The following is a 19,404-nucleotide window of genomic DNA, read 5'->3' on the forward strand; positions in this document are numbered from 1 at the left end:
TTTTTATAAAAGGATATTCACAGAATATTTTCTTTTTGTTGGTGCTAGTGATTCACTGATTTTAATTAAAAATAGCAATCAGCGAATTTGTAGCTAACAATTAATCCTTCTTCACTAATGTTTCATTAAACAAATTCAAAATTCGGGTATACTCATCTACCCATGAGTAGGCTTCTTTAAATCCATGAGCTTCTACCGGATAAACCGCCAAATCCCAGTTGTTTTTACCCAATTCTATAAATCGTTGTGATAATCTAACTACGTCTTGAAACTGAACATTGTCATCTACCATACCGTGTAACATGAGCAATTTGTCTTTTAAATTTTCGGCAAAGTAAATAGGTGAACTTCTTTTAAAAGCTATAGGGTCGGTTTCTGGAAAATTTAAAATATTTCCGGTATAACCGTGATTGTAGTGAGCCCAATCGGTTACTGAGCGTAAAGCAGCACCTGATTTAAATTCACCCGGTTTTGTTAATAAGGCCATGAGAGTAATAAACCCCCCGTATGAACCTCCATAAATACCAATGCGATTGGAATCTATCCCTTTTTGTGTTGTTAAAAACTGCTTGCCATCTAAATGATCTGATAAATCCAATCCGCCCATGTGACGATAAATTCCGGTTCGCACGTTTCTACCATATCCGTCACTTCCTCTGTAATCTATATCCAAAACGGTATAACCTAAATCGGTTAACAAATTGTGAAACATATATTCACGATGATAACTACTCCAGAAATTATGGGCATTTTGTAAGTATCCGGCTCCATGAACAAATAGAATAGCCGCGTTATTCTTTTTATCAGGATGGGGTTCGTACAGTCTTGCATAAATTGTTGTGCCATCTTGAGCTTTAAAAGTTACTACTTCGGGTTCCTTCCAGGCATATCTTTTAAAATTTTCGGTGGTAGAAAAAGTAATCTGTTGTAAAGTAGTGTTGGGTTTGTTCTCGGCAATATACAATTCCCAAGGTTTGTTTTTGTATGAATAACGTACCAATAGTGTTTTTTCGTCGGGAGATAATTCAACTTCATGAGCACCATTTTGAGTTAAAATGGGAATCATTTTTTGAGAAGAAATATCCAATTTGTAAAAGCCTCGATTCCCGGGATGTGTCGTATTTGTAGTCAGGTAAAATGATTTGCCGTCACGGGATAATTTAACATTACGTACCTCCCAATTCCCTTGGGTGAGTTGGGTTTTTTGTTTGGTTTTTAAATTCAATAAATACAAATGTGAAAACCCCGATTCTTCAGATTGAAAATAAAGGGTTTCATTGTCTTTCAAAAAGCCCATAACTCCTCTGGCAAATGCATACCCCGGAATTCCGGGACCATCTATCCATGCTTCATCATGTTGATGGTCCAATTCATGTACTTTATTGGCTTGTAAATCCAATTGAACAATCCATCTGTCTTTATTATCCTGACTTCGTATTTCTAAAACCGCCCATTTCCCATCAGAACTAAAGATAGGAGCCTGCATGACTATTGCTTTTTCTGTGGCTTCTGTTTCTTTCAAATGGTCATATTCTTCATAATATTTAGGAAATTTTGAAATTCCGGTTAAGTTGGAAAATGACACATAATAAACGGTATCTTTTTCAACTGCATATATTGCTAATCTATGTTTTGAAAAATTGGCTGTTGAAACTTTAGCACGAGCAGAGAGACTTTGCGTATATCCGTCTACAGTTATATGTTGTTCTACTTTGGTAGATGGTGTGGTTGCATATTCGGAAAGTCTAAAGGTGACAAATTTACCATTGGGTGCCGTAGAAATTTGCTCCAAAGAAGATTTGTCGTAGTAGAAAACTTTGGGTAGCTGACTCTTGTTTAACTCGGATTGTGCTTTATACCATTCTTTGGATGTTTCCTGGTCTCTTAAATATTGAAACAGTTCTTTTTGTTGGTTGGTCAAAAAATTATCTGCTTTTTTTAAATCGGATTCTTTTCCACTTTTAAAATGAGTTAACTGTACTAATGAAAAATCTTTCCAATTTAACCGATATATATTTTGATTTTGTTGAAAATAAAGAATATGAGGTTGAACACTTCGAACTATATTGGAAATTCTGTTTGAAGATGCTATTACAATTTGATGTTTCTTGATTTTCTTGTCGTATTTGTACAAATTTCCGTTTTGAGAATAAAATAATTCGTCAAATTCATTTGGGAAGTCAAAACTCAATGGATACAAATCTAGGTTTTGAGTAAGTTTTTCCGGATTTTTCATTCCTTTTTTCCAAAAAAAAGTGCTATTTCCTACCTCGTTATTTGGATTCCAATCAAAATAAACTGTCGTTCCATCAAGAGACCATCTGGGATTTTCCGGTTGGTGTCCAATAAATTCATCCCCTTTCATGATTTCAGACAAAACGAGTTCTTGAGAATAAGAATGGTTTACCAAAGTGAGTAAACCCATAAGGATAATAAACAATCGCATCGGTTCTTTTTTTTGATTGAAACAAATATAATCTATTCCTACTAGGTGTATTTTCTCAAAATTGTAATTTTTTTACAGCAATTGTTAAACCTTTCTTAAATTGGAAAGTCTAATTGTTAAAACCAAAACTTTTATGAGACTTTTTTATTTGATTTTAGCTTTTGCCCTATTCTCTTGTTCCGGATCGGATGAGGGTTCCAATCCCGAACCTCAACCCAATCCTTTTCAACTATCCGATTATTTGAATCTAAACTGGTCAAACCTACCGGAGTATGTTAATATTTCATATCCTGTACATTATTCGGGTCCCGTTTTACAAAATGTGAATGTCCCGCTTTCCAATCCTATTACCAATAAAGGAGCTAGCTTGGGAAGAGTTTTGTTTTACGATACAAAATTGAGTATAAATAACACTATATCCTGTGCAAGTTGTCACAATCAGTCATCGGGTTTTACTGACAGTGCTATTGTATCTACGGGTGTAAACGGTACTACTCCTGCTCATTCCATGCGTCTTTTAAATAGCGTGTTTTACACCGGAAACAGCATGTTTTGGGATAAGAGAGCTCCTAGTTTGGAAATCCAAACTACCATGCCTATTAAAGACCATATTGAAATGGGCTTTAGCTCGGCCAATGGCGGTATGACAACATTATTAAATAAAATGAATCAAATTCCGTACTATCCTTATCTCTTTAACGAAGTCTTTGGAACTCCCGATATTACGGAAGATCGGATACAAAAAGCATTGGCTCAATTCATCCGAAGTATGATTTCTACGCATAGTAAATTTGATTCAGCCTATGCAGAAGTATTTTCGCCACAAGCCCCCAATGGAGGAATCGGTGCTCCTTTTCCACAATTTACACCTAATGAGAATGCCGGTAAAAGTCTTTTTTTATTACCTAAACCTCAAGGTTTAGGTTGTGCGGGATGTCATATTCCACCCACATTTGCTTTGGCTGCCAATTCGTTAAGCAATGGATTAGATGCCAATGAAACTCGTATATTTAAATCGCCTTCCTTAAAAAATAGTGCAGTTGGTCCGTACATGCATGATGGTAGATTTGCCTCATTAGATGAAGTAATCGAACACTACAATTCCGGAATATTGAATGGCCCCGCCTTAGACAATCGTTTAAAAGGACCCAATAACACGGTTCAACAACTGAATATGACCCCTTTGCAAAAACAACAATTGAGAGCCTTTTTGGAAACATTAACTGATGCGGTTATTACACAAGATCCAAAATTTAGCAATCCCCATTTATAAAAAAAGTCCCAAGAAATTCTTGGGACTTTTACTTTTATAGTAAAGTGTTTTTAACCTTTTAAAGCTTCGGCACCACCCACAATTTCAAGTATCTCATTAGTAATGGCAGCCTGACGAGCTTTGTTATAAGTTAACTTTAATTGATTTCTTAGAGCCGTTGCATTATCTGTAGCTTTATGCATAGCAGTCATTCGTGCTCCATGCTCTGAAGCGAAAGAATCACGAATGGATTTATAAAGTTGCGTTTTTAAAGATTTTGGAATCAAAGTCAAAACAATCTCTTCTTTTGAAGGCTCAAAAATATAATCTGAAGTTGAAACTGAAGCTCCAACTACGGGTGCAAGTGGTAAAAACTGTTCGGTTTGAACAATTTGCGTTGCTGCATTTTTGAATTGATTGTAAACGATTTCTATTTTGTCGTATTGTCCGGAAACAAATTTTTCGATGAGCATATCGGCAATTACAGCTACATTATCAAAAGTTAATTGGTCAAAAACCTCACTTTTGTTTTCAATAACCGTGCTTGTTTTTCGCAATACATCGTTTCCTTTTTTTCCAATGGCAAAAACATCAACTTGTTTTCCTGTATAAGCATCCGTAAGTACTTTAACTTGCTTAATAACGTTGGTATTGAAAGCACCACACAAACCTCTGTTTGAAGTTATTGCAACTATTAATACTTTTTTTACTTCGCGTTGAGCCGTAAAATCACCACCTATTTCACCTTCCATAGATGCACTTAGACCTTTTAAAATTTCAGTCAATTTTTCGGCGTAAGGTCTCATAGCCGTAATGGCATCTTGAGCCTTTTTCAACTTTGCAGCAGAAACCATTTTCATCGCCGATGTAATTTGCATCGTTGACTGAACGGAACTAATTCTATTACGGATTTCCTTTAAATTTGCCATTTTGAATAATGTGTCAATGTGCCAATTTTCAATGTGCCAATTAATTGTCTAATTGACACATTAACAAATTGACTAATTAATTATATTTCGCTGAAACCTCTTTAGCTGCACTTTCCAACACATCGGTTAATTCGTCTGAGAATTTACCGGCTTTAAGAGCATTCAATGTGTCTTTGTGCTTGTTATTTAGGTATTCAATATAATCTCTTTCAAATTCTTTTACTTTATTTACCGGTACGTTACGTAGTAAATTTTTTGTACCTGCATAAATAATAGCAATTTGATCTTCTACTTTATAAGGATCGTTTACTGCTTGTTTCAAAATTTCAACGTTTCGTCTTCCTTTTTCAATAACATTTAAAGTAGCCGCATCCAAGTCGGAACCAAATTTAGCAAAAGCTTCTAATTCACGGAACTGAGCTTGATCTAATTTTAAAGTACCCGATACTTTTTTCATCGATTTAATTTGAGCATTTCCTCCAACACGAGATACCGAAATACCTACGTTAATTGCCGGACGTACCCCTGAGTTGAATAAATCAGACTCCAAGAAAATTTGTCCGTCGGTAATCGAAATTACGTTGGTTGGAATATAGGCAGAAACGTCACCCGCTTGAGTTTCGATGATAGGAAGAGCCGTTAACGAACCTCCTCCTTTAACGATTGGACGTAAAGAATCTGGTAAGTCGTTCATGTTTTTAGCAATATCGTCATCTGCAATTACTTTTGCAGCTCTTTCTAACAATCTAGAGTGAAGATAGAAAACGTCTCCAGGATATGCCTCACGTCCCGGTGGTCTTCTCAATAAAAGAGAAACTTCACGGTAAGCAACAGCTTGTTTAGATAAATCATCATAGATAATCAAAGCTGGACGACCTGTGTCGCGGAAATATTCTCCTATAGCCGCACCAGCAAAAGGTGCATATACTTGCATTGGTGCAGGGTCTGAAGCATTTGCTGCAACAATTACAGTATAAGCCATTGCTCCTTTATCTTCCAATGTTTTAGCAATTCCGGCAACAGTTGACGCTTTTTGTCCTACTGCCACATAGATACAAAACACAGGTTGACCTGCATCATAAAATTCTTTTTGATTTAAGATCGTATCAATACATACCGTTGTTTTCCCGGTTTGACGGTCACCAATAACCAACTCACGTTGCCCTCTACCAACCGGAATCATCGCATCAATAGATTTAATTCCTGTTTGTAAAGGTTCAGTTACCGGCTGACGGAAAATTACTCCGGGAGCTTTTCTTTCCAATGGCATTTCATAAAGATCTCCACCGATTGGTCCTTTCCCATCGATTGGATTACCCAAAGTATCTACGACACGACCTACCATTTGTTCCCCTACTTTTAGGGAAGCGATACGTTGTGTTCTTTTTACAGTAGAACCTTCTTTAATACCTGTTGAAGGACCTAACAATACTACCCCAACATTGTCTTCCTCCAAGTTTAATACGATAGCTTCCAATCCGTTGTCGAATTGTACTAACTCTCCGTATTGTGCATTTGATAAGCCGTAAACACGAGCAATACCATCTCCTACTTGAAGAACTGTTCCTACCTCTTCTAACGAAGCACCTGATTCAAAACCAGATAATTGTTTTTTTAATATTGCTGAAATTTCAGCAGGTTTAATTTCCGCCATTGTTTTATATCTTTATTGGAATATTAATTACTAAATTCTCTCTTTAATTGTTGCAATCTGTTTGCTACAGATGCGTTGTATTGTTGATCGCCAATTCTCAAGATAAATCCTCCAATGATAGTTGGATCTACCGTATTGATTAACGTGATTTTCTTATTTGAAAATTCTTTTATTTTGGCCAAAACTTTTGCTTCTAAGTCCGGAGTAATTGGGAAAGCAGTGGTTACTTTTGCCACTTCAATTCCGTTTAACTCATCGTATTGAGCATTATATTGTTTTGCAATTTCTCCTAAAATCTCGAAACGCTTATTTTCTTTTAGCAACAAAAACAATCCTTTGGTGTCATTTTGAACGGAGGCAAATATTTCAGACAAGGCATCGTATTTTGCTTCCGGTTTTACTACAGGACTAACTAAAAAAAGCTTTAATTCCTCATTAGAATTTACCGTTTCGTTAATCAATTTCATATCTTGATTCACCGCATCGGCTCTTCCGTTTGAAACAGCATTTTCTATAATAGCTTTGGCATATCTAATCGCAGCTCTTGACATACGGATTAATTTAATTTTGCATCGCCTAACATTTTCTCAACCAATTGGGTTTGAGCTTCTGTATTGGATAATTCACTTTTTAATACTTTCTCTGCAATCTCAATAGACAACGTAGAAACTTGATTCTTCAATTCGGCCATCGCTGCATTTTTCTCGCTTTCAATAGCAGATTTTGCCTGAGCAATCATCTTTTCTCCTTGAGCTTGAGCTTCGGCTTTGGCATCGTTTATCATTTTCTCTTTGATTTCACGAGCTTCTTTAAGCATGACATCACGCTCTGCTCTGGCTTCGGCTAATAAACGCTCATTGGAAGCGGTCAAGTTTTGCATTTCTAACTTAGCTTTTTCAGCTGCTGCTAATGCATTGTTGATTGATTCTTCTCTGCTTTTTACAGCTCCTAAAATAGGCTTCCAGGCAAACTTTTTCATTAAGAAAAAGAAAATAACAAAGATGAGCGTTGTCCAAAAAATTAAACTTTCCGGTGAAGTTAAGTTCATGTTTTATATAGATTAAATAGTTTTACTTGTTTTAAAAAACCGTTTCGCAACCAACCGTTACGAAACGGGTTCTTTTTTTAAAATTACTTTGCAATCAAAGCAACAACCACCGCGAAAAGAGCTACACCCTCAATAAGAGCCGCAGCAATAATCATAGCAGTTTGAATTTTTCCAGCAGCTTCTGGTTGTCTTGCCATAGCATCCATAGCAGATCCACCAATTTTTCCAATACCGATTCCTGCTCCAATAACAGCTAATCCAGCACCGATTCCAGCTAATACCATAATGTTAAATTTATATAGTTAATAATTAAAAAAAACTCAATTTTAGTGATGGTCGTGCTCTTCAACAGCTTGACCAATAAACAAAGCAGACAACAAGGTAAATACATACGCTTGAAGTGCCGCTACCAACATTTCCAAAACACTCATGAACAATACAAAACCGATTGAAACCGGAGAAATCATCCAAGTTTTGAAAATATAGATTAATGAAATTAAACTCAATATAATAATGTGTCCCGCTGTAATGTTAGCAAAAAGACGAATCATCAAGGCAAAAGGTTTAGTAAACATTCCGATAATTTCTACCGGCCACATGATGGGGTATAATGCTTTTGGAACCGGTGGAGCAAATATGTGTCCCCAATAGTATTTGTTAGCACTAAAAGTAGTGATTAAAAACGTGATAAATGCCAAAACGAAAGTGAAATAAATATTTCCGGTTAAGTTAGCACTGAATGGGAAGAAAGGTATTAATCCGATTAAGTTGTTAATCCATATAAAGAAAAAGATGGTTAACAAATACGGCATATATTTTGCATAATTTTTGTGTCCGATGTTTGGAATAGCAATATCATCTCTTACGAATAATACCAAAGGCTCCAAGAAACCGGCCAATCCTTTGGGAGCCATTTTGTTTTTGTTGTATGAACGAGCAACTGCCGTAAACAATAAGAATAAAACAATAACCGACATCAACATCGAGAAAACCAATTTGGTAATTGAAAAGTTCAACGGTCTGGCTGCAAAATTTAAACCGCTTTTATCTGCTTCATCTGTGATTTCTGCAAATTTATCGGCATAGTAAATCACTTCTTTGTATCGCACAAATTGTTCTCCGTTTACTTCAACAATTTCTTTTCCTTCATTATCATGGTGAAATTTTGAAGATGAAAACACCGTCAAACCGTTATTTGTCCATAAAATAACCGGCAAATAGAATGAAATCGCATGTCCATTCCAATCGGCAATATGAAACTCATGCGAATCTCCAATGTGTGAATTAATCAAGTCGGTGGCATTAAACTCTTTATCCTCAGAATGTGACCCACCTGCAAATCCAGAAATGGGTAACAACGTTACTAATAAAATCGCTAGGAACTGAATGGTACTTTTTGCTATTCTCATTTTTAAAATTTAGCAGAATTTAATGTCGTTAAAATTTCGTGCAAAGGTACATATTTAATTAATAAATGAAAATATATCAAAAGAATTTTTAAGGAAAGTCTTCAAAGTTGTTTTGTTTTTAAAAATTACGCAATCATTTTACGTTTAAAAGTCTAACAGAATGAATGGTTTCGAAAAGCAAGAAAAGGAAAAAAGGGACAAAAAATGCACCAACATCCGGAATTTTATTTTCAAAATCGGATTGGATTAATGGCATCAAAAAAACTATAGAAGCCATCATTTTTAAAATTCCTGTTGCTAAAAAAGTGTATCCGGTTTTGTCAAAAAAAGTAGTATTGACAAATACTAAAAACCAATATAATAAAAAGGTAACACAAAAATGAAAACTGTATACCTCAATCAAAGAATAATAAAAAGAAGTTTCAGGAAGCAAAAAACGGGTTACCCAGAATTGTAAGCCAAAAGTAAGAAGGGAAAACGGGATAAACTGTTTAATAAAAGGCAATAGTTTTTCTTTCATTCGTTTTGCTTTGAAATGTTTTTTACTTGACGTATCACGTGGTATAATGCTACAAATACGGAAAATAACGATAAAATAATAGTAAAAACAGGGGTTGAATTTTGTTGTTTTTCATCTATCCATTTACCCAAAAGAACTCCTAATAAAATGATTACTCCCATTTGAAAGGGAATATTCATAAAAACCAACCATTTGTTAAGCGATTTTTTCTTCGGGTCCGGGTTCATTTTGAGTAGGTAATGTTTTCACATTGGGCTTCATTACGCAAGTAGCACTGAATTCGGCTCCCGGTTCTACTGCCAATTTGCCACAGACTACTTCCCCGTGAATGATAGCTTTTGATTTTAAACTTAAAATCTCTAAAACCTGAATTTTTCCATCAAACTTTCCTTCAATATCGGCATTTTTACATACGATATCACCTTTAATACTTCCGGCAGGGCCAATAACCAACTTCCCTTTAGAATAAAAATTACCTATTAAATGTCCGTCCAATCTAAAATCGGCAGACGATTGTATATCGCCCTTTATTATGGTTCCTTCAACTATTCTATTGGTTTTACCCAATAAATCGGTATAGGATTTTGAATCTTTTTTAAACATGACTATCCTTTTTTAGTGTTGTTTGGTGCCGGAGGTAACTGTTGTTGAAAATTTGATTCATTTCCTCCTTTTCCGGAAGAATTGGTTTTTCCGCCTGCAGGGGGCATATCGTTTCCTCCCGGAGGCATTAATGAGCCGCCTTTACCCGGGTTTTGTGTTCCGGCAGGATTTTGCATAGGAATTACAATCTCAGATTGTTCTTTTTTGGCTTGAGTTCGCTTGGGCTTGGGAATATACGGTGGCGGAACAACTCTCAAACTAGGGTCTAGGTATTCTTCTAAATTTTTTCTAATTTGAATGATTTTGTAATTCTCCGTAGAAACAATTACAAAAGGTTCTGCTATTTTGTATTCTTTAAATTCCTTCAATATTGAGGCTACACCTTTTGCATATTCTTCATCTTTTAATCCATGAATTACAATAAAGTTCTTGTCCGTTGTGTACAAATCAATAGAATGTGACAATTGTATCTGATTTCTTTCTTTTATGAATTTACTGATTTTTTCAAGTAATTCTTTGGTTTTTTTGTCTTCCAGATTATCTGCTCGATATAAAATCTTATACGTTGTTGGCGGTGCTTGGTCAAAATACAAACTTTCCAAATACGGTATATTATCATAAAGTAACTCTTCGGCTTGTTTGCCTTCGTCTGCGTTAGGATAGGTTAAAGCAACAAAGTTGAGCGATTTTTTGTAATCTTGAATTCCTTTCATTTTGGCTACAAGAGAAGCCTTGAGTAATTCAAACTTGGGCAACAATTCTTCTCCGGTAAATTTTTCAATAGCTAAATCGGTTTCTAAGGCCACTGCTCTGTAGTCTTGATTTTCGTATCGCTTGTATAAATTTTTATAAACAAGCTCCGGATCGTCTATCATAGTATCGGCAGAAGCGTTTGATTTACTTAAAATTTGAGCATAACGCGAATCGGGGAACTGCGTTAAAATTTTATCCTTAAGTGTCAAAGACTTAGTTGGATTGATAATTTCATACACTTTATACAAATTGTAAAGTGCCGGTAGAACCAGACGTTCTTCAGGTTTGCTTTTTAATAAAATTTCAAATCTATCGGCAGATAAGTAGTACTCTCTGAATTTCTCTTTGTAGATAACTCCCAATTGGTAATAGGCAAAATTGCGTTCTTTGGCAATACTATCTATCACGATTTTTGAGGTTGGTAACTGACTCAAATAAAATTCAGGAGAATACATGGGGTTGTCTTTTTCCTCTTTTGCTACGGTATCATCTTCTTGTTCGGGAGAATCAGGGCTTTCAACAAATGAAGTACCCGGCTTTTGATTTAATCTCCAATAACCACCCATACTTCGTTTTCCCCATCGCTTTACAAAGTCGAGTTTTCCCTGAGCCAAGGTAGCTGCATTGTAAAAATAAAACGTTGACCCACTGCTTCCTGTTGTTAAACTGGCCGAATTTTTAAAGGAAAGTTCTTTTGATTCTGTTGTAGGATTGGTTTTTTCTTGAGCAGCGGTTTTGGCATTTGTTTTTTTCAAGTCGGTTATATAGGCTTCATAAAAAGCGATTTGATCTTCTTTTGAAAGCGAAACCACATTCAAAATGCTATCATTTCTTTGAGCAATACCTTCATATTTAATCACATCAACTAAATTGTCTCGTTTCTTTTTGATGGCTTTAAATTCGCGAGTGCGAGGTTGTAATAAAACCAAAGTACTGTCGTAATACTGTCCCGATGTTTGGTATTTGGCTTTGTAAAAATAAATTTCACCTAAGTTTCTGTAATTTGAAGCCAATAAATAGGGATCTAACGATTGGGCTCTAAGTGATTTATTGTAGTTGATAACCGCGTGGTCCGGCATTTTCATTCCTTCATAAAACAATCCTTTTTGATAATACAAAACATCCAAATAGGGCCTGTTTTCTCTATCTTCAATAAGTTTATTGAATTGCGTTACAAAAGGAAGTGTATCCGCTTTTTGGTAATCAAAGTAAGCGGCTTGTTTGGCATGGGCTTGAATTACATATCTTCTGGGAGATTTTCGTTTCATATTTATTACCGATTGGTAATAGTGTAAAGCACTGTCTTTTTGCTTTTGCTTATCAAACAATTGCCCTAAAATGAAACGGTAACGAGCCTTTTCTTCATCTTTTTTTGTATAACTTAATGCTTTTCTGAGTCTTACTACAGCACTGTCTTGTTCTTCCAAATTAAGAAAAGCTTGAGCCAAACTGGCATTAGCATCTGCAAAAACTTGATCTTTAAACTTAATTTCGCTTAGTAGTTTTCGAAGGTTTTTTACGGCCAAAGCATCATTTTCCAAACGGATATTGGTACGCTCTCTCCAAATTTTGGCTTCATAGATTTTATCGCTGTCCGGATTTTTATATAAAATATAATTAAATGCTTCTAAAGCGGGTACAAAACGTTGGTCATAATACCTGGCTTTACCCAACAAAAGGTGAGCTTCATCCATTTGTGGGTTTTTTTCACTACCCCCAATAAGCATAGAACGTTTTTGGATTGCCTTAGTTGCTTTCTCTTCTGCTCTTTCAAAATTAGGATTTCTGCTTTCGCCGGGCATACTCGCTTCTTGGGCGACTTGCATGCGTTCTACTGGCAAAACTTCCCAGAAATTATCCTTATAATTGTTTCTCAAATCTGTCAAACCTTCTTCTAAAGCCAAATTACCGTTGTAAAGAACATTGAATTCGGTATTCAAAGCCTGAAAATTTCGGTTCAAAAATTTATCTTTTCGGGTAGAACAAGCCCCAAAAACGAGAATAGTTAGAGATAAGTAGAGTGTTTTTTTTGCAGCAGATTTCAAAATTAAAACATTTAATGGCATAACTAAAAAAAGAGCTCTTTTAGTATATAGCAAGGGTAAAAATACGTTTCTTTTTGAAATAGAGAAAAATATTGACTCTTTTTTGTATGCAGAAGCCTTTTCGGTTTTGAAAATTAGGCGTTTTGAATGCTATTCTGCAAAAAACGCTTCCAATTCTTTAAGGGTTTCCGATGTAGGAATTAGGTCCAGCTTGATTTCCCCTTTTTGTAGTGCTACAATACGATTGGAAACTTCTACAGTATGCTGTAAATCGTGACTTGACACTAAAATGGTAACTGTAGGGTCATCTGCCAATTCTTTGATGATTTTTTTCAATCGAATTTGAGTAGTCGGATCTAAATTTGCAAAAGGTTCGTCAAGAATAATTACTTCAGGTTCACCAATCAAAGCGGCTACTATTCCAACTTTTTTGGAGTTCCCTTTGGATAAATCTCTCAAATATTTTTTGTTTTTTAAAATCTCTCCATTAAAAAAATCTGAATATTTAAACAAAAAGCTATCTACATCGGCTTTGTTCCAACCTCGAAGTTCTCCAATAAAATAAAAATATTCTTCGGGTGTAAGGTATCCAATTAAAAAACTCTCATCAATGAAAGAAGAGGTAAATGGTTTCCATTTTTCACTTGTATTTACTTGAATCGAGTTGTTCGTTATCAGTCCGGTAGTAGGCTGAATTAAATCTAATAACAAACTGAAAAAAGTAGTCTTGCCGGCTCCGTTATTTCCAACCAAACCAAAACTTTGTCCTCTTGAAATTTCTAAATGTTCAATATTTAAAACCGTATTTCCATTGTAGGTTTTACTAAGATTTTTTACTTGAATCATGGATGTTGTGTATTAAGATTGATGATGATTAACTTTCTTGTTGTTTGTATCCGGATAGGATATCATACTTTCTTTTGGCATATTGCAATGCGATTTTTTGCATTAGATAATTTCGCAATAAAATTCCAACCAAGCCTAAAATTGCCAAAACAGCAACTCCTGTTTCATAAGAGAAAAAATAGTAGGCCAGATACCAAATTAGTATAGGAATTAGCAACAAGGGAAACCCTACAATCCATTGAGCTGCACCGGTTCCTTGGTAATTCATAAACGGACTCTTATCTAAATCAATTCTTTTTTTATTAAATGATCCTGAATACATCAAAATAGGAACGTTTACCCCTATGTTATAAAGAGCACAGGCTAAGTTTAATGCTAAAATATTGAGCCCAAAGAAAGCATAAGGCACACTCAAAATGGCCAATACAATAACCGAAAAAGTCATTAATCCGGCCTTAGAATTTAAATATTCTTTTAAAGGAATATTTTGAGACATCATCATAGAAAAATAGGCACTATCCCACGAAGGTATGAACTGTCCAAAATTTACCATAAAAATTCCGGTGACAAAAATCCCTACAAAAACAAAAAAGGCCGGCATGCTTTGATAGGTTGGATTAGGATAAAAAATTAATCCATACAATAAGAAAAATAATGACATCCAAACGGTTGTTTTGGGTCGTTTGTTTCTCCAAATCAATTTTAAATCCAACTGTAAAAAAGGAGCCATTTTACCAAAACGTCTTACCCAATTGTAATCTACCGTTGAAACTTCTTTAGATTTGGTTTGGATTGATTCATCTAAATAAAATTTGGCTCTTAAATTGCTAAAATTCCAATAATATAAAGCGAACAGAATCAAAAAAGGCAATCCCATTAGAATTGGATAATCGATTAATAAACCTAAAAGTTTTCCAAATGCAACGGTAATTCTAAAAACTTCAAAATATTCCAATCCAAACAATAGTAATCCCAATGCCAAAAAAGGTAATAATCTTTTCAAATTGTCTGCAAATCTTTTCTTTAAAATGAAATTAGTATAATTTACACACAAGGTCAAAACATACACCGATACCATCCAAGGAATTATATTCCATACCGAAATCTTTTCTTTTACGGCATAAAAAATACCAAAAGGCACAATTAGCAATAAGGGTAAAATGTTGTAAAAAGAAAGCAAACTTTTTAACAATACAAAATGGATAACTTTTGATCTGGGTATAGGCACAACCAAAAGTGGTTTTATATTTAAAACCGGTAAAGATTGAAGGAAAAAACGATAAAATAACTCAATGACCAACCAAAGTAAAACAAAATTATTTACGGTTGTTAATGGGTCTTGGTTGGGGTTCAATTCTTTTGAAATAGGATACAAAGCCACTCCCAAAAACAAAAAAGCTGTTAAAAAGTAAACCGCCAAAAACCCTAATAAAATTTATAACGCAATACTTTTTCCAACGCTTGCCGACCTGATAAAAGATTTAAATTCTAATGAGATAAAACGTAGAAACATACAATTGCGATTAGTTATCAATTCATTTAAACCTAAGAATGTGAAATGAGTCGTACATGTGAAAAAAATGTTACAATCTAAGTTGAAAGAGAATATTCCGGGTAGGTTTGTTTTAGATATTCTTCGGCTTTAGAGGGAATTACTTTTACAATAATATAAGTCCCCAAAAACAGCAATACCAGAAATACACTTATACCCCAAAGTATGTAATCATTGGGTACACCACTACCGTAATTGGAAAATATATTGATTAAATGCAACGGAAAAGCAAAAACACCCGAGAATGAACCATAACCGTAAATAATTTCTTCAAACATCCACTTTTTTCCGGTTTGTTTTTTTCGCTTCTTCATTTTATTTCTTTCATAAATTAAGAATACAATTAGAGCTAAAAACCAAAAAACCATTCCAAATGTCATCAATTCATAAAAGAAAATGTATTTGAAAAAATAAAACAGTCCGACAATTAGTGTTGCTGTTACGGCAATTTTGGGAATAGAAAAGAACGCTTTGAAATGTTTCCATATCAATAAATGGTATTTTTTACTCAATGCTTTGCTGCGTTCTTCTACTACATCACTAAAACCGAAAATTCCAAATTTTTTAAATTCCTTTTGCAAAGCATCCTCAAAGGATATTTTGGTATTTTCTCTCCATTGTTCTTCAATAGCATTGGAAAGGTGATCCACCAATTCAGTTTGCAAATCATAGTGCTCTACAAAATGTTCGCGAGTGAAACGGTACAAGCGATCAATTTGTTCTTGATTAACTTTTAATTCCATATGTGCTTTTTTTTGTAATATTTTTGAATAGAGTTACCGTAAAAAGACAGAAAAACAATTGATATGAAAAGTATTGAGACATCAAACCAAAATACCTGTGTAACTTTATTTACATCAATTAATTGGGATATAGGAATGATGAGATAATTGATGAAAAAAAGAACTAAAAAAGATTGTTCCAAAACAAAAAATCGTTTCTTCTTTATGAAATGAAAAAAAATAAAGTGTGCTATCGCAAATAGGAAAAAAAACGAAAACCAATATGCGTGAAATTCTTCAATGAAATACGTTTTATCTAATTGATATTGAAAAAAATAAATTCCCAAAAAGAAGAGAAAAGCAAAAACAATTGAATTACGCTTTAATAAATACTTGCTAAAAATTCTAATAGGTTCAAAAGATTTAAATCCCCCTCCTGCAAAGTTTTTCAAAAGGGTTTTCTTATTCAAAATCATGTAATTTTTAAAAGCGTCATAAAAATCAATCGTATCCGTTCTCATTTTTTCTTCCACAGCCGAAGCGATATGATCGGTGAGTTCCATTCGAATATCATCATAACAAACTTGGCTTTGTTTGAGATAATTATCAATGAATTTCAGGTTTTGAATAGTTAATGTATTCATCTCAATAACTCAATTTAGGATTCACAATAGTCTGCATATTCTTTATAAATTCTTCCAATTCTGCCAATCGGTTTACCGTTTCTTTGGTGCCTTTTTCGGTGAGTTTATAGTATTTTCGCAAACGGTTATCTACTTTTTCAACTTCTACTTCAAGCAAACCTTCGGCCTCCAATTTGTGTAAAGCCGGATACAAAGCTCCCTCGGTAATGTTCAATTCACCTTGCGTGATGATTTTTACTTTTTGGGTAATTTCATACCCATACATGCGGCCTTTTTCTTCTAAAAGCTTCATTATAATGGTATTAAGACTTCCTTTATATAATGCCGAGTTTTTCATTTTAAGTGAATTTGAAACACAAATATACATAAGATTCTTATACATAAAAAACTTAGGTATAATTTTTTGTTTTATTTGCAATTTCTAAAACTACGGGTTTATTACCTTTGTAAAAAAAGAAAACTATGTCCACTTTCTATAAATTAGCAGTTAAAGATATTATTCGTGAAACACCAGAAGCGATTTCCGTTTTGTTCAACGTTCCATCCGAATTAAAAGAAAATTACCGTTTTACAGCTGGTCAATATATCAACTTAAAACTCACTTTAGACGGAAATGAAATCCGTCGTGCCTATTCCATTTGTTCTACACCTGAGAGTGGTGAGTTGAAAATTGCCATTAAGGCCATCAAAAACGGTTATTTTTCAAAGTTTGCCAATGAGCAATTAACCGCCGGGAAAGTTTTGGAAGTAGGAACTCCCGAAGGAAAATTTACGTTTGAACCCGATGCTTCACGACAAAAAAACTATGCAGGTTTTGTGGCCGGAAGCGGAATCACGCCGGTACTATCCATTTTGAAAACCGTTTTAGAACAAGAACCCAACAGTACGTTTGTATTGGTTTATGGAAATAAATCAAGTAACGAAACCATTTTTTACAACCAATTGCACGATTTACAATTGAAATACGTTGGACGTTTTATTGTTCATTATGTTTTTAGTCAGCAAAAAGCCGATGATCAATTGTTTGGAAGAATTGATAAATCGGTGGTAAATTTTGTGTTGAAAAACAAACACAAAGAGAAAGAATTTGACAAATTCTACTTGTGTGGTCCGGAGGAAATGATTAACACGGTAAGTGCTGTTTTAAAAGAAAACAATGTTAAAGAAAAAGATATAAAATTTGAATTGTTTTCGGCTTCATCATCTGAAAATGAAATTCAGAAATCATTGGAAGGTCACACCAAAATTACCGTCTTGGTAGATGGCGATGAAACTTCATTTGAAATGTCGCAAAAACAATCGTTATTAGAAGCCGCTTTAAAACAAGGTTTGGATGCTCCTTATTCTTGCCAAGGCGGAATATGCAGTAGTTGTATTGCGAGAATTTCTAAAGGAACTGCCGAAATGAAAAAGAATACCATTTTAACCGATGGTGAAATTGCCGAAGGGTTGATTTTAACGTGCCAGGCACATCCAACTTCGGGTGAAATTTTTGTGGATTATGATGATGTTTAGGAAAGTGATTAGTGAATAGTAATTAGTGATTGGTGAAAAACAAACTGGAAATATTTAAAAAAGCTCAAGCCCTTTTGGATAAACCGGAAGTGCAAGAGCTTTTGGCATATTGCGACCGATTGGAAGATGAATTGGTAGATTTAAAGTTTGAAAAAACCAACAACAAAGAACTGATATTGCTCGATATGATTCGGGAAGTTTTCAAAGGATGTAATGCTCTGGAAAAAGAACAACTGGAACACGAACGGTTTGGCTATGATGCACCTAATTATGCTGAAGTCGTTTCCAATTTAAAATCGTTTATTCTGGGAATGTGTAAAGACCATAAAATTTACTTGTAATTTATCACTTAAAACTGTGACTGCGAGTGAATAATTGAGATCCTTCCTGCGTCAGGATGACAAGATTGTGTGAAAACTGAGACTGAAAACTGCGACTGAAAACTAAACCCCCAACAAAGACTGAACTCTGAACACTACTTTTTCCGGTTCAATAGTTCGCATTGCCTCTTCATAACCTTCTACTTTCTTGTTTCCATAAATGGAAGTTGGCAAAAGCGGAAATTTCTCTCTATCTGCGGTGATACAATTTTCCAACGGTTGATTAAACGGTGAAAATCCGGCAAACGGGTGTGTGGCTCCCCAAAGTGTAATAACTTTTACACCTAGCATCGCTGCTATATGCGAATTTCCGGAATCCATGGAAAGCATTACGTCTAAGTTGGAAATTAAATCCAATTCTTGTTTAAATTTTATTTTTCCGGCAATTACAACTACATTTAAGTGATTGTTTTGCAATTGATTTAATTGCTGAATTTCCTCATTTCCACCGCCAAAAAGAAAAATTTTGATGGAAGTGTTTGTAGACAATTCATCAATCACTTTTTGCATTAAATCGAGTGGATAAACTTTTCCTTCATATTGAGCAAACGGTGCAATACCGACCCAATTTTGGTTTTTATTTTCGGTGATTTTCAGAATTTCATCTGATAAAACTGCTTTTTGGGGAAATTGAGGGTTTGTTAAATCAATTGAAAAACCGAGTTTTTTAAACGTTTCCACATGACGTTCCACCATGGGTTTTACGGGTTTGAAAACTTTGTTAGTCAAATTGGTCAACGCTTTTTTTTCCGCTCTTCCTTTATCTGTGTAAGCTACTTTTTTTCCGCTTAAAGCGAATAAACTTCGGATAACTTTTGATCTAAGAACATTATGTAAATCAGCAACCGCATCAATATCCAACTTTTTTAAATCGGAAAACAATTGAAGCAAACCGAAAAATCCTTTGTGGCGTTTTTGTAAATCAACCGCAAAGAAATGCACATTTGGAATTCCGTCGAAAAAAGGTTTAAAAAACGGTCGGGAAACCACAGTAAGTGTAAGTTCGGGATGTTGTTGAATTAATGCTCGCAAAACCGGAACGGTCATCGCTACATCGCCCATAGCTGAGAGACGAATAACTAGAAT

The 19,404-nt window shown here is 34.6% G+C and carries 20 protein-coding genes; 3 read left to right on the forward strand and 17 right to left on the reverse strand.

All coding sequences use genetic code 11. The features are described 5' to 3' along the window. Positions 1 to 100: 100 nt before the first annotated feature. The gene (locus tag V7M80_RS01210; RefSeq protein ID WP_333693441.1) at positions 101 to 2,446 is read right to left on the reverse strand and encodes a S9 family peptidase; all 2,346 of its coding nucleotides are present in this window, start codon (positions 2,444 to 2,446) and stop codon (positions 101 to 103) included. Positions 2,447 to 2,579: 133 nt separating this feature from the next. Here V7M80_RS01210 and V7M80_RS01215 point away from each other — a divergent pair, with 133 nt between their 5' ends. Continuing rightward, positions 2,580 to 3,719 (forward strand): cytochrome-c peroxidase, encoded by a 1,140-nt coding sequence (locus V7M80_RS01215; protein WP_333693442.1) that lies wholly within the window; start codon positions 2,580 to 2,582, stop codon positions 3,717 to 3,719. Between the two features lie 50 nt (positions 3,720 to 3,769). On the opposite strand, the gene atpG is transcribed toward V7M80_RS01215, so the two are convergent. From atpG to V7M80_RS01290, 15 genes are all read right to left on the reverse strand, one after another. Further along, a complete protein-coding gene (gene atpG, locus V7M80_RS01220; RefSeq protein ID WP_333693443.1) occupies positions 3,770 to 4,627 on the reverse strand; it encodes an ATP synthase F1 subunit gamma in 858 nt (285 codons plus the stop codon). Positions 4,628 to 4,703: 76 nt separating this feature from the next. Then, positions 4,704 to 6,281 carry a F0F1 ATP synthase subunit alpha gene (gene atpA, locus V7M80_RS01225; RefSeq protein ID WP_333693444.1) on the reverse strand — a complete coding sequence of 526 codons (1,578 nt, stop codon included), beginning with the start codon at positions 6,279 to 6,281 and terminating at the stop codon, positions 4,704 to 4,706. A gap of 23 nt (positions 6,282 to 6,304) precedes the next feature. Continuing rightward, on the reverse strand, positions 6,305 to 6,838 hold the full coding sequence (atpH, locus tag V7M80_RS01230) for an ATP synthase F1 subunit delta (protein ID WP_333693622.1): 534 nt from the start codon (positions 6,836 to 6,838) through the stop codon (positions 6,305 to 6,307). Beyond that, entirely contained in the window at positions 6,838 to 7,329 is a 492-nt protein-coding gene (locus V7M80_RS01235) for a F0F1 ATP synthase subunit B (protein ID WP_333693446.1), read from the reverse strand. Before V7M80_RS01235 ends, atpH begins: the two co-directional genes overlap by 1 nt. Positions 7,330 to 7,412: 83 nt before the next feature. After that, complete coding sequence (atpE, locus tag V7M80_RS01240) at positions 7,413 to 7,613, reverse strand: ATP synthase F0 subunit C (protein ID WP_023578147.1); 201 nt, start codon at positions 7,611 to 7,613, stop codon at positions 7,413 to 7,415. A 42-nt stretch (positions 7,614 to 7,655) separates the two neighbouring features. Then, the gene (gene atpB / locus V7M80_RS01245; protein ID WP_333693448.1) at positions 7,656 to 8,738 is read right to left on the reverse strand and encodes a F0F1 ATP synthase subunit A; all 1,083 of its coding nucleotides are present in this window, start codon (positions 8,736 to 8,738) and stop codon (positions 7,656 to 7,658) included. A gap of 133 nt (positions 8,739 to 8,871) precedes the next feature. After that, complete coding sequence (locus V7M80_RS01250; RefSeq protein WP_333693450.1) at positions 8,872 to 9,258, reverse strand: hypothetical protein; 387 nt, start codon at positions 9,256 to 9,258, stop codon at positions 8,872 to 8,874. Further along, complete coding sequence (locus V7M80_RS01255; protein WP_333693451.1) at positions 9,255 to 9,437, reverse strand: AtpZ/AtpI family protein; 183 nt, start codon at positions 9,435 to 9,437, stop codon at positions 9,255 to 9,257. The genes V7M80_RS01250 and V7M80_RS01255 overlap by 4 nt, the downstream gene beginning before the upstream one ends. A 16-nt stretch (positions 9,438 to 9,453) precedes the next feature. After that, positions 9,454 to 9,861 carry a bactofilin family protein gene (locus V7M80_RS01260; protein ID WP_333693452.1) on the reverse strand — a complete coding sequence of 136 codons (408 nt, stop codon included), beginning with the start codon at positions 9,859 to 9,861 and terminating at the stop codon, positions 9,454 to 9,456. 2 nt (positions 9,862 to 9,863) lie between these two features. Further along, a complete protein-coding gene (gene porW / locus V7M80_RS01265; RefSeq protein WP_333693454.1) occupies positions 9,864 to 12,659 on the reverse strand; it encodes a type IX secretion system periplasmic lipoprotein PorW/SprE in 2,796 nt (931 codons plus the stop codon). Positions 12,660 to 12,809: 150 nt separating this feature from the next. Continuing rightward, complete coding sequence (locus V7M80_RS01270; protein WP_333693455.1) at positions 12,810 to 13,505, reverse strand: ABC transporter ATP-binding protein; 696 nt, start codon at positions 13,503 to 13,505, stop codon at positions 12,810 to 12,812. A 28-nt stretch (positions 13,506 to 13,533) separates the two neighbouring features. Next, a complete protein-coding gene (locus V7M80_RS01275) occupies positions 13,534 to 14,940 on the reverse strand; it encodes a DUF5687 family protein (RefSeq protein ID WP_333693624.1) in 1,407 nt (468 codons plus the stop codon). A gap of 155 nt (positions 14,941 to 15,095) precedes the next feature. After that, on the reverse strand, positions 15,096 to 15,800 hold the full coding sequence (locus V7M80_RS01280) for a hypothetical protein (RefSeq protein ID WP_333693456.1): 705 nt from the start codon (positions 15,798 to 15,800) through the stop codon (positions 15,096 to 15,098). Beyond that, a complete protein-coding gene (locus tag V7M80_RS01285) occupies positions 15,791 to 16,423 on the reverse strand; it encodes a hypothetical protein (protein ID WP_333693458.1) in 633 nt (210 codons plus the stop codon). The genes V7M80_RS01280 and V7M80_RS01285 overlap by 10 nt, the downstream gene beginning before the upstream one ends. A 1-nt stretch (position 16,424) precedes the next feature. After that, positions 16,425 to 16,760: a PadR family transcriptional regulator gene (locus V7M80_RS01290; protein WP_333693459.1), complete on the reverse strand. Its 336-nt coding sequence runs from the start codon at positions 16,758 to 16,760 to the stop codon at positions 16,425 to 16,427. Positions 16,761 to 16,885: 125 nt separating this feature from the next. Between V7M80_RS01290 and V7M80_RS01295 the strand changes: the two genes are divergently transcribed. Together V7M80_RS01295 and V7M80_RS01300 are read left to right on the forward strand one after the other, a co-directional pair. After that, positions 16,886 to 17,938 (forward strand): ferredoxin--NADP reductase, encoded by a 1,053-nt coding sequence (locus V7M80_RS01295; RefSeq protein ID WP_333693461.1) that lies wholly within the window; start codon positions 16,886 to 16,888, stop codon positions 17,936 to 17,938. A gap of 32 nt (positions 17,939 to 17,970) precedes the next feature. Then, the gene (locus tag V7M80_RS01300; protein WP_333693463.1) at positions 17,971 to 18,279 is read left to right on the forward strand and encodes a hypothetical protein; all 309 of its coding nucleotides are present in this window, start codon (positions 17,971 to 17,973) and stop codon (positions 18,277 to 18,279) included. Between the two features lie 102 nt (positions 18,280 to 18,381). Here the strand turns inward: V7M80_RS01300 and V7M80_RS01305 are convergent, their stop codons facing one another. Then, positions 18,382 to 19,380 carry a glycosyltransferase family 9 protein gene (locus tag V7M80_RS01305; RefSeq protein ID WP_333693626.1) on the reverse strand — a complete coding sequence of 333 codons (999 nt, stop codon included), beginning with the start codon at positions 19,378 to 19,380 and terminating at the stop codon, positions 18,382 to 18,384. Positions 19,381 to 19,404 lie beyond the last annotated feature (24 nt).

Source organism: Flavobacterium sp. (assembly GCF_036759525.1).
Classification (GTDB): Bacteria; Bacteroidota; Bacteroidia; order Flavobacteriales; family Flavobacteriaceae; genus Flavobacterium.

What these genes read in the sequence shown, in the direction of transcription:
- V7M80_RS01255 (WP_333693451.1), bottom strand. Translation starts at nt 9,437, where the DNA reads ATGAATATTCCCTTTCAAATGGGAGTAATCATTTTATTAGGAGTTCTT.
- V7M80_RS01290 (WP_333693459.1), bottom strand. Translation starts at nt 16,760, where the DNA reads ATGAAAAACTCGGCATTATATAAAGGAAGTCTTAATACCATTATAATG.
- V7M80_RS01215 (WP_333693442.1), top strand. Translation starts at nt 2,580, where the DNA reads ATGAGACTTTTTTATTTGATTTTAGCTTTTGCCCTATTCTCTTGTTCC.
- V7M80_RS01295 (WP_333693461.1), top strand. Translation starts at nt 16,886, where the DNA reads ATGTCCACTTTCTATAAATTAGCAGTTAAAGATATTATTCGTGAAACA.
- atpB (WP_333693448.1), bottom strand. Translation starts at nt 8,738, where the DNA reads ATGAGAATAGCAAAAAGTACCATTCAGTTCCTAGCGATTTTATTAGTA.
- atpA (WP_333693444.1), bottom strand. Translation starts at nt 6,281, where the DNA reads ATGGCGGAAATTAAACCTGCTGAAATTTCAGCAATATTAAAAAAACAA.
- V7M80_RS01235 (WP_333693446.1), bottom strand. Translation starts at nt 7,329, where the DNA reads ATGAACTTAACTTCACCGGAAAGTTTAATTTTTTGGACAACGCTCATC.
- V7M80_RS01250 (WP_333693450.1), bottom strand. Translation starts at nt 9,258, where the DNA reads ATGAAAGAAAAACTATTGCCTTTTATTAAACAGTTTATCCCGTTTTCC.
- V7M80_RS01210 (WP_333693441.1), bottom strand. Translation starts at nt 2,446, where the DNA reads ATGCGATTGTTTATTATCCTTATGGGTTTACTCACTTTGGTAAACCAT.
- V7M80_RS01285 (WP_333693458.1), bottom strand. Translation starts at nt 16,423, where the DNA reads ATGAATACATTAACTATTCAAAACCTGAAATTCATTGATAATTATCTC.
- atpE (WP_023578147.1), bottom strand. Translation starts at nt 7,613, where the DNA reads ATGGTATTAGCTGGAATCGGTGCTGGATTAGCTGTTATTGGAGCAGGA.
- atpG (WP_333693443.1), bottom strand. Translation starts at nt 4,627, where the DNA reads ATGGCAAATTTAAAGGAAATCCGTAATAGAATTAGTTCCGTTCAGTCA.
- V7M80_RS01305 (WP_333693626.1), bottom strand. Translation starts at nt 19,380, where the DNA reads ATGGGCGATGTAGCGATGACCGTTCCGGTTTTGCGAGCATTAATTCAA.
- V7M80_RS01280 (WP_333693456.1), bottom strand. Translation starts at nt 15,800, where the DNA reads ATGGAATTAAAAGTTAATCAAGAACAAATTGATCGCTTGTACCGTTTC.
- V7M80_RS01260 (WP_333693452.1), bottom strand. Translation starts at nt 9,861, where the DNA reads ATGTTTAAAAAAGATTCAAAATCCTATACCGATTTATTGGGTAAAACC.
- V7M80_RS01270 (WP_333693455.1), bottom strand. Translation starts at nt 13,505, where the DNA reads ATGATTCAAGTAAAAAATCTTAGTAAAACCTACAATGGAAATACGGTT.